General features: G+C 68.4%; 13 protein-coding genes. 6 read left to right on the top strand and 7 right to left on the bottom strand.

Annotation, left to right across the window (positions count from 1 at the left end; all coding sequences use genetic code 11):
• Positions 1 to 34: 34 nt before the first annotated feature.
• From V9K99_RS04065 to V9K99_RS04055, 3 genes are all read right to left on the bottom strand, one after another.
• On the bottom strand, positions 35 to 1,120 hold the full coding sequence (locus tag V9K99_RS04065; RefSeq protein WP_337000986.1) for an acyltransferase family protein: 1,086 nt from the start codon (positions 1,118 to 1,120) through the stop codon (positions 35 to 37).
• 134 nt (positions 1,121 to 1,254) lie between these two features.
• Positions 1,255 to 1,671, bottom strand: a complete 417-nt coding sequence (locus V9K99_RS04060) for a GNAT family N-acetyltransferase (protein WP_337000988.1) — start codon at positions 1,669 to 1,671, stop codon at positions 1,255 to 1,257.
• Entirely contained in the window at positions 1,671 to 2,624 is a 954-nt protein-coding gene (locus tag V9K99_RS04055) for a GlxA family transcriptional regulator (RefSeq protein WP_337000990.1), read from the bottom strand. The genes V9K99_RS04060 and V9K99_RS04055 overlap by 1 nt, the downstream gene beginning before the upstream one ends.
• Before the next feature lie 83 nt (positions 2,625 to 2,707).
• Here V9K99_RS04055 and V9K99_RS04050 point away from each other — a divergent pair, with 83 nt between their 5' ends.
• A complete protein-coding gene (locus V9K99_RS04050; protein WP_337000992.1) occupies positions 2,708 to 2,977 on the top strand; it encodes a hypothetical protein in 270 nt (89 codons plus the stop codon).
• A gap of 23 nt (positions 2,978 to 3,000) precedes the next feature.
• Here V9K99_RS04050 and V9K99_RS04045 read toward each other — a convergent pair whose 3' ends face one another.
• Entirely contained in the window at positions 3,001 to 4,176 is a 1,176-nt protein-coding gene (locus tag V9K99_RS04045) for a DUF418 domain-containing protein (protein WP_337000994.1), read from the bottom strand.
• A 185-nt stretch (positions 4,177 to 4,361) separates the two neighbouring features.
• Between V9K99_RS04045 and V9K99_RS04040 the strand changes: the two genes are divergently transcribed.
• Positions 4,362 to 5,183: a class I SAM-dependent methyltransferase gene (locus V9K99_RS04040; protein ID WP_337000996.1), complete on the top strand. Its 822-nt coding sequence runs from the start codon at positions 4,362 to 4,364 to the stop codon at positions 5,181 to 5,183.
• 125 nt (positions 5,184 to 5,308) lie between these two features.
• Here the strand turns inward: V9K99_RS04040 and V9K99_RS04035 are convergent, their stop codons facing one another.
• Positions 5,309 to 5,455, bottom strand: coding sequence for a hypothetical protein (locus V9K99_RS04035; RefSeq protein WP_337010944.1), 147 nt, complete (start codon positions 5,453 to 5,455; stop codon positions 5,309 to 5,311).
• A gap of 143 nt (positions 5,456 to 5,598) precedes the next feature.
• Between V9K99_RS04035 and V9K99_RS04030 the strand changes: the two genes are divergently transcribed.
• Positions 5,599 to 6,456, top strand: coding sequence for a DNA-formamidopyrimidine glycosylase family protein (locus tag V9K99_RS04030; RefSeq protein WP_337010942.1), 858 nt, complete (start codon positions 5,599 to 5,601; stop codon positions 6,454 to 6,456).
• On the opposite strand, the gene V9K99_RS04025 is transcribed toward V9K99_RS04030, so the two are convergent.
• Positions 6,457 to 6,918 carry a hypothetical protein gene (locus tag V9K99_RS04025; RefSeq protein WP_337010940.1) on the bottom strand — a complete coding sequence of 154 codons (462 nt, stop codon included), beginning with the start codon at positions 6,916 to 6,918 and terminating at the stop codon, positions 6,457 to 6,459.
• A 480-nt stretch (positions 6,919 to 7,398) separates the two neighbouring features.
• Here V9K99_RS04025 and V9K99_RS04020 point away from each other — a divergent pair, with 480 nt between their 5' ends.
• From V9K99_RS04020 to V9K99_RS04010, 3 genes are all read left to right on the top strand, one after another.
• A complete protein-coding gene (locus V9K99_RS04020; RefSeq protein ID WP_337010938.1) occupies positions 7,399 to 7,722 on the top strand; it encodes a rhodanese-like domain-containing protein in 324 nt (107 codons plus the stop codon).
• Positions 7,723 to 7,892: 170 nt separating this feature from the next.
• Complete coding sequence (locus tag V9K99_RS04015) at positions 7,893 to 11,264, top strand: phosphodiester glycosidase family protein (RefSeq protein ID WP_337010936.1); 3,372 nt, start codon at positions 7,893 to 7,895, stop codon at positions 11,262 to 11,264.
• 13 nt (positions 11,265 to 11,277) lie between these two features.
• Complete coding sequence (locus V9K99_RS04010; RefSeq protein ID WP_337010948.1) at positions 11,278 to 12,174, top strand: S66 peptidase family protein; 897 nt, start codon at positions 11,278 to 11,280, stop codon at positions 12,172 to 12,174.
• Here the strand turns inward: V9K99_RS04010 and V9K99_RS04005 are convergent.
• Positions 12,167 to 13,951 carry a S9 family peptidase gene (locus tag V9K99_RS04005; protein ID WP_337010934.1) on the bottom strand — a complete coding sequence of 595 codons (1,785 nt, stop codon included), beginning with the start codon at positions 13,949 to 13,951 and terminating at the stop codon, positions 12,167 to 12,169. The two genes, V9K99_RS04010 and V9K99_RS04005, sit on opposite strands and share 8 nt — an antisense overlap.
• Positions 13,952 to 13,995: the final 44 nt, after the last annotated feature.

The following is a 13,995-nucleotide window of genomic DNA, read 5'->3' as shown; positions in this document are numbered from 1 at the left end:
TCGAAATCGAGTATTAGACGACGGGTATCCGATGTCAAGTATTCAGCCAGGCGAAGGCGCGGAACCCCAGCCGCTGCACCGGCCGAACACGTCTGGCTGTCAGCACGCGGTACACCGGCTGTTCGACGTACGTCGTCAACAGCCAGGCCAGCACGATCACCCCAGCCACCGCTCCGGCGATCTGCACGATCCGCCCCGCCCCCAGCGTCATCAGGTGGTGCGAGATCAAGTACCCGACCTCCTGGTTGAGGAGGTAGATACCGAAGGAGATCCGGGCCAGGAACTGGATCGGCCGACGGATCGGGGCGAACAGGTTCCAGTCCGGCCCCCGGGCGGCCAGCGCGACGAACACCACCAGAACCCCGATGCCCAGCGATGACGGCAGGTCGGCGGTGTGCGCGTGCTGGGCGAAGACCGTCGCGGCGAGCAGGGAGCCTAGGTGCAGGACCCCGATCCGGTGTTGTGACCAGAGCCAGATCGCGATACCGATCGCGAACAGTTGCAGTCGATGCAGCCCGAGACCGTTCCACGCCTGCTGGGCCCAGAACGGGCTGTGCAGGATCCGGTCATGCCACTGCACCACCACCGGTGCCACGGTCATGATCCACAGCAGTGCTGTGATCCGCCGGCCGGAGCCCATGCCACGCGGCCAGAGCAGGGCCGCTGCCGCAAAGGCCATCAGCTGCAGCGGCAGTGTCCAGTAGGAACCGTCGATGAGGCGCACGGTCGGGTCGAAGGTGCTGGCCAGCGTCAGGTTGCCCCAGAGGTCGTGCTGGGTGGGCAGATTCCAGTTGTCCGGTCCGAAGGCGATCAGGAGCGTGTAGGTGACCAGTACGGCGGCCAGGTACGGCGGGAGCACCCGGCAGACCCGGCGCCACAACCACTGTGACGTGGACGCCTTCCGGATCGTCACGCAGATGAAGTACGCACTGATCACCAGCAGGACGCTGGCGCCGACCTGGAACGGATACCTGCCCAGTGGAGCGCCGAGCTCGGGGTGGAGCACTGGACCCTGGTACGTCGTGTGGCAGAAGACCACTGCGAGGACGGCGAGGACACGGACGACGTCCCAGCTCAGACGGCGTGAGGTGCTGGCCCGGATCGGGACAGGCGTTGCCACAGTCGCTCCAACATCTCTCGGCTCGCCGATCTTCTTCGGCCGTTACCCCCCTGTGACACCCCGGAGGATCCTAGGGGGACCCGACGGGGGTACCGCAAATCGTGTGGAGTGCGTCACGCGGCAGATCGGTGGGCTCAGAGCGGCTTGACCCAGCGAGACCACTCCGGCTGGGGCGCGTATCCGGCGGTGCTCCAGACGCGGTGCGCCTGCTCGTTGTCGTCCAAGACCATCGCGTCGGCACGAGTCCCGCCGTACGACGCGAACCGCTCCTCAGCCAGCGCGACGAGACGACGTCCGATGCCTTGGCGGCGGTGGGAGGGGGCGACGGCCAGGCGGTAGAGGTGGCAGCGCCAGCCGTCCCAGCCGACGATGATCGAGCCGACGACGATCTCGTTGTCGAGGGCAAGGATCAGTGCGGCCGGGTCGCGTTCGATCAGGCGCAGTACGGCGTCGGCCGAGTCCGGTGGGCGGTGCGAGTCCTCAGCGGCGGTGGCCCAGAACTTCATCACGTCGTCGGCATCGGCTGCGACGGCGTTGCGGTATTCGACCATCAACTGGCTGGCTGGAACGTACGGCGATAGTCCTGAGGTGGCACGCCCACCACCCTACGGAAGTGGTGCCGCAGCAATGCCGCCGTCCCGAATCCTGACTCGGCCGCGATCTGCTCGATCCCCATCCGGGTCTGCTCGAGCAGCGTCCGCGCTCGCAGTACGCGCTGCGTCGTCACCCATTTCAGCGGTGTCGTCCCGGTCTCCGCGACGAAGCGTCGCGCGAACGTCCGCTCCGACATCTGCGCCCGTCGGGCCAGCGCCGGGACAGTGTGGTCGATCGTCAGATTGTCGACCATCCAGTCGAGCACCGGCTGCAGGCTCTCGCCCGACGATTCCGGCACCGGCACCTCGACGTACTGCCGCTGACCGCCGTCGCGCTGCGGCGGGACCACCATTCGGCGCGCGATCCGGGTCGCGACCGCACTGCCGAGCTCACGTCGGACCAGGTGCAGGGCCGCATCGATGCCGGCCGCGGTGCCGGCACTGGTGATGATGTTGCCGTCGTCAACGAACAGCACGTCCGCGTCCAGCTTCGCGGTCGGGAACTGCTCGTTGAACAGCTTCACGTAGCGCCAGTGCGTCGTACACGCCCGGCCGTCGAGCAGCCCGGCCTTGCCGAGGACGAACGCACCCGAGCAGACCGTAAGCAGGATCGCGCCGCGCGCCTCGGCCCGGCGCAGCGCGTCGAGGATGCGCTCGTCGTACTCGTCCCGCCAGGTGGTCGCCGGGATCCCGATCAGGTCGGCGTCCTCGAGCTCTTCCAGTCCGTACGGCGCGATGACCTGGGAGTGACTGCTGGTCTGCAGCGGCTCACCCGGCCGGGTCGAACACACTTTGAAGTCGAACGCTGGCACACCGTCGTCGGTGCGGTCGATGCCGAACACCTCGGCCAGTACGCCGAACTCGAACAGGGCGACGTCCTCCATCAGGACGACAGCGATCTTCTGGAGCATGCCGACCAGTATGGCAGTAATTTGTGGAAGTATGTCAATAGTGCCAATGGTGGCTGGATCTAGCCGGTAGCACAATTGGTGCCATGACCGGAATCATTGTTCTCGCAGTACTCGCGCTGGCCGTGATCGCGGCTCTGGAACTCAGCAACAGGCGTCACTCGACCGGTCTGACCGCCGGTCCGAAGGGTGCCTGGGTTGCCGACGACCGTGACCTGGCCCGGACCAAGCTCGACCTGATCGCCCTTGGCGGCGCGGCCGAGCCCTTCACCCACAAACCCGCCTCGACCGCAGGCACCGTGCACACCATCCAGCGGACCCGCATCCTGACCCACCACGGCCGCCACGCGGCCTGAACCTCTAGCAGACCGCCGGGACCTCACCCGGCGGTCTTGCGCTGCCAGGTGGGAGCGGACGCGTTGGTGATGGCCCGCAAGACACCTTCCACCGGCCCGTAGCCGTACCGGCTCATCCAGAGCTGACTGAGGACGACCTGTACGGCGAAGATCGCGACAGCGATCCCCATCGTCTCCAGCGGCGACACCTGGCCGACCAGACCCAGTCCGACGCCGGTGAAGATCAGCATCGTCGCCACCGACTGGCCCAGGTAGTTGGACAACGCCATCTGCCCGGCCGGCGCCAGCACTCGGCGCAGGTCCTGCCCCTTGTCTGAGTGCATGACCCTCAGCATCGTCGCGACGTACGCCGCGGTCAGGAACGGCGCGGTCAGCACGCTGGCCAGTACGGCGCCCGTGTCGCCGTTGCCGCCGCTCGACGCGTAGATCATCCCGCCGGTGATGCCGACGACGAACCCGACCAGCTGGATCAGCCGCAGCATGGCTTCCTTGCCGCTGACGTTCGCGAGCAGCCGGTTTCGGCCGGCGACCAGGCCGAGCAGGAAGGCGGCGAGCGTGGTCGGGCCTTGCACCGTCAGCAGGGACAAACCGTAGAGCGGCAGAGCCTTCACGTGCTCGCCGATGATGTCGCCGAACGAGCCGCCGAGGTTCGCAGTGGTCTCGTGAGCCGCGGCGACCGCACCGGCCGGGTCGAGAATCGTCGAGGCGTCCATGAACAGCGCGCTCGAGCCGATCGAGACGAACAGATAGGCGTAGATCGCGCCGACGACGATCAGTGCGGTCCGGTCCTTCACTCGCCGCATCGCCAGCAGGATCAATCCGATCAGCGCGTAGACACTGAGGATGTCGCCGGTGATCAGGAAGATCGCGTGCAGTCCGCCGATCGCGAACAGGCCACCCAGCCGGCGCAGCATCCGCGGCTTGAACCCGGCGCCCGCCCGCTGCGCCGCCTCGATCTGCAACTGGAAGCTGTACCCGAAGAGGAACGAGAACAGCAGGTAGAACTTCATGTCGACGAAGGTCGCCGACACCCAGTGCACCGCCTGGTCGAGCGTCGACTGGTACGCCGGATCGTCCGCCAGGTGGATCGGGAAGCCCGAGGCGACGAAGGTGATGTTCACGACCAAGATGCCCAGCAGGGCGAATCCGCGCAGCGCATCGATGTCCTGGATGCGGGTCCGGCTCAGTACCTGGCTCATGATGTCCAGCACACCAGCGGGCTGTACCGGGCACAGTCGGTCTGACTCTCCCGCTCGGGGTGGACTTTTCCCTACCTCGGCGGAACCTCCGCGCTTTCGGCGTCGTCGTACCCCACGCTGTCTGGACGCCGGCCTTCCAGTAAATCGAGCGGCGCGGCTCCGGCTCTTGTGACAGGGTCGGAGCCGTGACCGACTACCGAGAAGTGAATCGGGCCAACTGGGACGAGCGGGTGCCGGCGCATGTCGCGTCGCCGGGCTACAACGTGGCCCGGTTCGAGGAGGACCCGGAGCACCTCAGCGAAGTGGTCCGGTTCGACCTGCCGCGGCTGGGCGACATCTCCGGGCTGCGCGCGCTGCACCTGCAATGCCACATCGGCACGGACACGGTCTCCCTCGCGCGGCTCGGCGCCCGGATGAGCGGGCTCGACTTCTCCGCACCGGCGATCGAGCAGGCGCGGTCGCTCGCGGAGCGGCTCGGGTTGCCGGTGGACTTCCATGTGGCCGATGCCTATGACGCGGTCGACGTTCTCGGCGCGGCGTCGTACGACTTGGTCTACACCGGGATCGGCGCGATCTGCTGGTTGCCGGATATCGAGCGGTGGGCGCAGACCGTCGCGGGGCTGCTCAAGCCCGGCGGGCGGCTGTTCATCCGCGAGGGGCACCCGATGCTGTGGGCACTGGACTCGGCACCGGAGTACCCGGTCCTGAAGTACCCGTACTTCGAGACGCCGGAGCCGATCATCTGGGACGAGGGCGGCACGTACGTCGAGACCGACGTCGAGTTCACCACCACCGTCACGCACGAGTGGAACCACGGCCTGGCCGAGATCATCACCGCGGTCCAGAACGCCGGGCTGACCTTCGACTCACTCGCCGAGCACGACAGCGCGCCCTGGAACGCTCTGCCCGGGCTGATGACCGCGGACGAGGCCGGCGAATGGCGCCTGGCCCATCACCCCCGGCGGCTGCCGGCGACATACACACTGCAGGCGCACAAGCCCGCCTGAACGCACACTTCAAGCCCGGCTGTGCGACCAGCCGGGCTGAAGTCCAGCGATGCTCTTAGGTCGTGTCTGCCAATCCCCCGCCTACTGCGCGGCACTCGGCACGGCGCGGGATTGGCAGACACGACCTAGTGCGCCCCGCCGCGGCGCTGCTGCACCTTCTGGAACGCTTCCTTGAGCTTGCGCTGGTTCTCAGGCTTGCTGAGCTCCCGCTGCGCGACCTGCGCCAGCTTGGCGACGACCGCACCCTTGACCAACGTCTTCACAAACCCCATCAGGGCCTCCCTACTCTCTTGCTCTCAGACGCTACCGCCCCAGGCCAACAAACACCTGCGGGTTCACCCCACCAATCCCCTGTTCCCACCCTTACCCGTCTTTGCGACAGGAAAGTGTCGGTGGGGTAAGGCACACTGGGACGGTGCCTGAGTTGCCGGAGGTCGAGTCGCTGGCGGGGTTTCTGCGGGAGCGCGCCGTCGGGCGGGCGTTCGTGCGTGCCGACATCACGGCCATCAGTGCCCTGAAGACGTACGATCCGCCGATCTCGGCGCTGGTCGGTTTGCTGATCGACGACGTGCAACGGTACGGGAAGTTCCTCGACATCAGCGCCCAGGGCGTGCACCTGGTGATCCACCTCGCCCGGGCGGGCTGGCTGCGCTGGCGGGACGAGCAGTCGACCGCATTGGTGCGGCCCGGCAAGGGGCCGATCGCGTTGCGCACGGTGCTGGACGACGGCTCCGGATTCGACCTGACCGAGGCCGGTACGCAGAAGAAACTCGCGGTGTACGTCGTTCGGGACCCGGCCGAGGTGCCGGGGATCACGCGGCTCGGGCCGGACCCGTTCACGCTGTCGCTCGAGGACTTCAGCGACATCCTGAAACGTGAGGGCCGGGTCCAACTCAAGGGCGTCCTGCGGAACCAGTCGGTCATCGCCGGCATCGGCAACGCCTACTCCGACGAGATCCTGCACGTGGCGAAGATGAGCCCGTTCAAACCGGCGTCGAACCTGTCCGACGACGAGCTGAAGACCCTGTACGACGCCATGCGCGAAACGCTCAAGGACGCGGTCGACCGATCCGCCGGCCTCGCCGTACAGGACCTGAAATCGGAGAAGAAGTCCGGCCTCCGCGTGCACGGCCGCAAGGGCCAGAAGTGCCCGGTCTGCGGCGACGTCGTCCGCGAGGTCAGCTTCCACGACTCCTCGCTGCAGTACTGCGCCACCTGCCAAACCGGCGGCAAGCCCTTGGCCGACCGCCGCCTGTCCAAGTTGCTCAAGTAGTCACAGGCGGACGGCGTACGGCGATGAGGCTGAGCGTCGGCCCGCGTCGAGGCAGACCCGCAGTTCGTGCCGGCCGGCAGGCCCGCCGAGTGTGACCGGCCAACTGGTCGAAGTGCCTGGGGCCAGGGCCTCGAAGGTCCAGCGGCAACGGGATCCGTCGGGCAACGTCAGGCGGGCCTCGCCCTGAGCGGTGGTGCGGCCGAAGTTGGTGACCGCGACGGCCAGTTCGCCGTCGCCAGTCGGGTGGATCGACGCCAGCACCGTCCCCATCGGTGCGACCAGGATGCGTCGTACGCCGGTCGCCTCGAGCCGCAGCGGGACCACGCGGCCGGCCGGGATCGGGAATGGACCGATCGCCCGGCTGGCGTCCGCGGCGACCGCCGACTGGTTCGCCAGGGAGATGCGCGACGTGTTGTCGGCGAAGACGCGGACCGCGACGTCCGCGGATCGGCGGGCGACCAAGTGGGACGTCGTACCGGGTCGGAGTGAGGTCCCAGACGCCGTCGGCGTTGGCCGTGACGGTGTCCGGCGGGACGATGCGCAGCTTGCCTTGCAGCGCGACGCGGACGACCGGTGCTTCGTCGGAGTCGGGCAGGCGTACGAGCAGGTCGTCGCCGTCGCGTCGCCAGGTGAGCGCCCGTCCGGTGTGGTCCTCGACGACGTGGCGTGGTGTCGTCGCGAGGCCGGGCAGGCGGACCTCGTGATCGGGCGGCCGGCGGGTGATCCGGAGCAGGAGGAGTTCGCAGTTCCGCAGGATCGCCTCACCCCACGGTTGCGGCCCGAACTCCCCGGGGATGCCCTGAATCAGTGCCACACCGCCTCCTTCGAAGCAGGTTCCGCAATCGGCGGGCCGGGTGTCAACGCGCGATCCACGCTTCGGGCAACCGCATTCCCACGATCCTGCGGGCGCCGAGGTACCGGCCGCCTGAGATGATTGGGTGCATGTTCCAGAACCAGGAGATTCCCTCGGTCGTGGTGGCCGAGTTGGACGACGCCCTGCTCGCAGAGGCGTTCGTATTGGATGTGCGCGAGCCGGACGAGTGGGACCGCGGCCACATCGAGGGGGCGAACCACATCCCGCTCGGTGAACTACAGGAGCGGGTCGGCGAGGTGCCGCTGGACCAGAAGGTGCTGTGCGTCTGCGCGGTCGGCGGCCGGTCCGGGATGGCGACGCAGTTCCTGAACCAGCTCGGCCGCGAGGCGATCAACCTCGACGGCGGCATGCACGCCTGGCAGACCTCCGGGCGCCCGGTCAGCACCGTCTGACCCACACCTCGGTCCACCGATCGAGGGTCAGTAGAGAAGAAAACCTTCCGGTCAGCCTCCGGAGACGTTACTTTGTCACCGGTCGGTTGACCGGCGTACACCTGTGCCTCATGTGGCGGTAGAGCGCACCGCGTCGGATGGCCGCGTCCGTCCACGTTGGGGAGGCTCCTGTGTCGCTCTTCCGTCCCTTGACCGCAGCGATCGGTGTGGGCGGCCTGTTGGCCGGTGCCGTCGTCAGCCCGGCCGTTGCGCAGACCCCGAACGGGCCGATCCCGGATGCCGCCATTGCCGGCGACGGTGTGCTCACCACCCGCGACGACAGCCCGGTGGCGCCGGGGGTGAACTACACGTCGTTCGAGCGCCTCGACCCGAAGGGCTGGCTCCGCGGCGACATCCTCGCGGCCGACCTGGACAAGCACGGTGTGACGGTCGACTACGTCAACACCGGCAAGGTCTCCGGCGGTACGCCGCTCAGCCAGCAGTTGGCCCGGAAGGGTGCGATCGCCGGGGTCAACGGCGACTTCTTCGACATCAACGACACCACCGCACCGCTGGGCGTCGGCATCGAGCAGAGCGGCCGGCTGGTCAACGCGCCGGCCGCCGGGCACAACGACACCGCGGTGATCGGCAAGGACGGCCTCGGCCGGATCGCCGAGCTGTTCCTCCAGGGCAGTGCGACCGACGACGACGCGACCAAGCTCGAGCTGACCAACCTCAACTCGCCGACCGTCAACGCCGGCGGTATCGGCCTCTACACGCCGGAGTGGGGCGACGCGGCCCGCACCAGGACCGTCGACGGCCTGCCGACCGTCCGCGAAGTGATCCTTCGCGACGGGGTGGTCGTCTCGTCGGCCGCCACTCCGGGCACCACCCCGCTGGCCGCGAACGAGCAGGCGCTGATCGGCCGCGAGGCCGGTGCCACCGCGCTCGCCGCGTTCGAGGCCGGCGACAAGGTCGAGGTGCAGTACGGCGTCCGCCCCGACGCGGCCGATGTCGCCGTCGGCATCAGCGGCAACTACCAGCTGGCCAAGGACGGCAAGGTCCCCGACAACGTCCCGGACGCCGACCTGGCGCCGCGGACCGCGATCGGCTTCGACGCCGACGGCAGCCGGATGCTGCTGCTCACCGTCGACGGTCGCGCGACCGGGTCCCGCGGGCTGTCGCTGAAGGAGATGGGCCAGCTGATGATCGGCCTCGGCACCGACGACGCACTGAACCTGGACGGAGGCGGCTCGTCGACAATGCTGGCCCGCTCGCCCGGCGAGGCGGCTCCGCAGGTCGTGAACGACCCGTCCGACGGTGGTGAGCGAGTGATCCCGAACGGGCTCGGCCTGTTGCCGGTCAAGGGTTCCGGCAAGCTCGCCGGCTTCCGCGTCGAAGCGCTGGGTACGGCGGCCGAGGACGCGGATGCGGACGTGTCCCGCAGCTCCCGCGTCCTGACCGGCCTCAGCCGTGTCCTCACCGCGACCGGTCACGACGAGACCTACGCTCCGGCGACAGGTACACCGTTCTGGTTCGCCGGAAGCAACGTCCGGGTCGACCAGCAGGGTGTGGTGACCGGACGGAAAGCGGGCGACGCGATCGTCACGGCAGTGCGCGGTACGGCGAACGGCCGCTTCCCGTTGACGGTCCTCGGTACGCCGATCCGCCTGGCACCGTCGACCCGGCAGGTGTCCCTGTCCGACTCGTCGGCCAAGGGCTTCTTCGAGATCAACGGGTACGACGCCGACGGCTTCTCCACCTGGATCGAGCCCCGCGACCTCACTCTGGAGTACGACAAGACCCTGGTTAACGTGGTTGCGCGTGGCAACGGATTCGAGGTGAATGCCCTCAGCAACGACGCGGTGTCGACCGTGATCACCGCGAAGGTCGGCACTCTGACCACTCAGCTCAGCATCACGTCAGGCTTGAGCAGCACAGTGATTGACGAGGTCGACGATCTGACTCGCTGGGCGGCGAACGCCGTACCGGCAGGAGCGGCGACGGCGTCTCGGTCTGCCGCCGAAGGTCACGACGGCGGGCAGGCGATCGCGCTCGACTACTCGCTGACCGGCTCGACGGCGACGCGAGCGGCGTACCTGTCGGTGACTCCGCAGCTCACGTTGCCCGGTCAGCCGCAGAAGTTGGGTGCGTGGGTCTACGGCGACGGTAAGGGCGCGTGGTTGCGGGCGAACGCGTACACCGCGGCCGGTGGGTCGCCGCAGACGCTGAACATCGCGGCGTCGGTGGACTGGACCGGGTGGAAGTACGTCGAGGCGGACATCCCGCCGGGGCTGGCGATGCCGCTGCGGTTCTGGCGGATCTACGTCGTCGAGACCGTGCCGACCCGTCAGTACTCGGGCCGGATCATCATCGACGACCTGACCCTGCGCGGTGCGCCGCCGGTCGACATGGCGCCTGCGGCGAAGGTCGTCGACCCTCTCGTGGTCACGGACGGGACCGTGGCGACGGGCGGCCGGTGGCGGTTCGCGGTGATGTCGGACGCGCAGTTCACCGCGGATGACCCGAACTCCGACTTCGTCAAGCAGGCCCGGCGGACGATCCGCGAGGCACTCGCGCAGAACCCGGACTTCCTGGTGATCAACGGCGACTTCGTCGACCGCGGCTTCGCGAACGACATCGCGCTGGCCAAGCAGATCATCGACGAGGAGGTCGCGGGCAAGGTGCCGGTGCACTATGTGCCTGGCAACCACGAGAGCTACGGACCGGGCGACCTGTCCGAGTGGAGCAAGGTGTTCGGGCCGCCGACCAGCACGTTCGACCACAAGGGGACGCGGTTCATCCTGCGCGACTCGTCGCTCGGGTCGCTGCGTGCCGGCGGGTTCGCGCAGATCCTCGACCTGCGCGCGCAACTCGACGACGCCGCGGCGAACAAGGCGATCCGCAACGTGGTGGTGATGGCGCACCACCCGATCGACGACCCGTCACCGACGGCCAACTCGCAGCTCGGCGACCGCAAGGAGGCCCGCACGGTCGTCGACTGGCTGGCCGACTTCCGGGCGTCGACCGGCAAGGGGGCCGCGTACATGGCGGCGCACGCGGGGACGTTCGCGGCGTCGCGGGCTGACGGCGTACTGCTGCCGCTGACCGGCAACTCGGGCAAGGGCCCGTCGTCCGCGCCGGACGACGGTGGGTTCACCGGTTGGGCGCTGGTCGGCGTCGACCCCGACGTACGTGAGGCCGCGGCCGCTGAGCGGACGTGGTCGGCGCCAGAGCGGTCCTGGCTGAAGGTGGAGTTCCGGCCGCACGTGGACTCGCTCGAGCTCACCGCGCCGGCGGCACTGCACCCGGGTCAGACGGGTACGGCGGGTGCGACCGTCGTACAGCAGAGTCGACGGGTGCCTGTCGCGTTCCCGGTGTCGGCTGACTGGTGGGGGTCGCGGCTGCTGCACATCGGTCCGGCGCGGACCGCTCCGTTCTGGGCGGTGGCGTCGTACGACCCATCGACCGGTCAGATGACCGGACTGCGCTCGGGTACGGCGCAGCTGGGCGTCACCGTGAACGGCATCTCCAAGAGCAGCACAATCACGGTCGGTTGGTAGCGTGCTTGGCGTGATGGTGCCAGAGCGGTTGGTGGCGGGGGATCGGGTGGCTGTGGTGGCGCCGTCCGGTCCGGTGCGGGCGGCGCGGCTTGCGGTTGGAACGGAGTACCTCAAGGAGTGGGGCCTCGAGGTCGAGGTGCTGCCGTCGGTGCTGGCCGGTCACGACCGGCTGACCTACCTGGCTGCGGACGACAAGGCTCGGGCTGAGGACCTGCGGAACGCATGGCTCGACCCCAGCTTTGCGGCCGTGTTCTGCGCACGCGGTGGGTACGGCGTGCAGCGGATGCTCGAGTACGTCGACTTCGACGAGCTGGCGGCTGTGCCGAAGTGGTTCATCGGGTTCAGCGACATCACTGCGCTGCACGAGCCGTTGAACGCACGCGGACTGGTCACGATCCACGGACCGATGGTTGCCGCTGTTGAGCAGATGGGTGCGTCAGTTGGCCGGCACCGCCTGCACGACCTGCTGTTCGAGCCCTCCGCAGTCACAGACCTACTTGCTCCGGCGGGAGCCCGCACGGTGGTGGGAGGGGTCGCGGAAGGACCACTCCGGGGTGGCAACTTGGCCTTGCTCGCGGCAAGCATCGGTACACCGACCTACGCGCCGCCGACCGGGGTCGTTGTGGTGGAGGACGTCAGCGAGGACGCGTATCGGGTGGACCGGCTGCTGACCCAGCTGCTGCGGTCCGGTTGGTTCGCCGGAGTCACGGGACTGGTGATCGGCGACTTCAGCGGTGCGGACGACTCCGGGTTGGTGAGCGCGGTGGTGCACGATCGACTAGAGCCACTCGGTCTGCCGATGGTGGAGGGTGCAGCGATCGGACATGAGGACGTGAACCTCGCCGTACCGCTTGGGCTGCCTGTCCGGTTGGACGCGACTGCGGGAACCCTCACGCCGCTGTTCAGCTGAGGTGCTCGCGGAGAAAGGCCAGGGCCTGTGGGTATGCGTCGAGCTTGTTCGTCAGCTTCGCGAGGCCGTGACCCTCGTCCGGGTAGACCAGGAGCTGGCACGGCACGCCGCGCTTGGCCAGGGCGTCGGTGATCTGCTCGGCCTCCGACAGCGGCACGCGTGGGTCGTTGGCGCCGTGGATGACCAGCAGTGGTGCCCGCATGTCGTCGACGCGGCTCAACGGGCTCGCCGACTCCAGGAACACCCGGTCGGTCGCGAGGTACCCGTACTCCCGCTCCCGCGTTGCCCGCCGGTAGTCCGAGGTGTTCTCCAGGAACGTCACCAGCGACGCGATGCCCACGATGTCCACACCGGCTGCCCACAGCGACGGCTGGAAGGCCAACCCGGCCAGCACCATGTAACCGCCGTACGAGCCACCCCACAGCACAGCTCGCGAGGGATCGCACCCGATCGACGGCAGCCACGCGTGGATCGCGGCCAGGTCCTTCACCGAGTCCAGCCGCAGCTCCCGGTCGTCCAGCGAGTACCAGCGTTTCCCGTACGCCGCTGAGCCCCGAACATTCGGTACGACGACGGTGTGGCCGGCCGCCGCGAGTCCGGAGATCACTGGGTGCCAGCCGCGCATGGCCGCACCTTCAGGACCGCCGTGGATGTGGATCACCGTGGACCCGAGGTCGGTCCCGGTCGGCCGGAAGACAAAGACCGGCACCTGCTCACCGTCGAACGACGGCACTCGGTGGCTCTCCGGGTGACTCACCTCGGCGGGCACCTCAGGCATCTCCGGCGGTCGCATCGCGACGACTTCACCAGTCGCCAGCGTGTAGCGGTAGACGGTTGGAGGCTCAACCGGAGATTGGTACGTGAGCAGGGCGAACGCGCCGTCCGACGACCAGATCGGGTCCGGCATCATCACGGCCCGTGCCGCGCAGCCGAGCGGGGGCAGGTCGAGCTGTGCGACCAGTGCGCCGTCCTCCAGCTTGTGCAAGGACAGTGGAACCAGGCCGTCGTCGATCACCGCGACCAGCAGGTGCTCGGCGTCCGGGCAGACCCAGCCGGCCAGGTCGTGCTCGTCGTCCACCAGCAGGTCTGACCAGGCCCCCTCGGCCACGTCGTACTGCCGTAGCGCCATCCGATCCCGGTCCGCGTTGGTCGCCACGACGAACCCGGAGGAACCCGGCAGCCAGGACACCGCAGTCTGGTCGTTGTGAGCGTCGTACGGCGTGAGTTCGGTGACGGACCGGGTTGTCGTGTCGACGAGCACCAGCTGGATCGAGTTGGCCGGGGCGCTGGCGAGTGACAGTACGACCCACTTGCCGTCCGGCGACGGGTTGACCGCCATTGGCCAGCCGCCACCGTCGTACAGGACGGACTCGACGCCGGTGGAGAGGTCGTGGGCGACCAGGTCGAAGTCGACGCCGTTGCGCCGGTTGGTGGTGAACAGGACGCGATCGGCCTTGGCCTCGACCAGGTTGTGCTTGAACGCGAGGTCGTGGACCAGCGGGGTGAGGGTGAGTGGTTCGTCCAGGTCGAGGATGGACAGCTGGCCGCGTTCGTTGCCGCCGCTGTCGTGTTCGACGACGACCTTCCGGCTGCCGGGGACGAAGAGTGCGTTGCGGCAGCGCTCGTCCAGCTCGGTGAGTGCTCGCCAGGTGCCGTCGGGTGCCACCTCGTTGACCTGGCGGGTGCCGGTCCCGTCGTACAGGACCAGCAGGCGGCCCTCGTCATTCACATCGAGGGCCATGGTGGTGGGCAACGAGAGCAACGTCGTCAGCAGCACATTTGCATCCTCACATGACGAGGCCGTGTCTGATGGTCCCCCGC

The organism is Kribbella sp. CCNWLW201 (assembly GCF_037203805.1).
Taxonomy (GTDB): Bacteria; Actinomycetota; Actinomycetes; order Propionibacteriales; family Kribbellaceae; genus Kribbella.
Note: the sequence above shows the minus strand (reverse complement) of the source record. Positions and strands in the feature narration are given on the sequence as shown.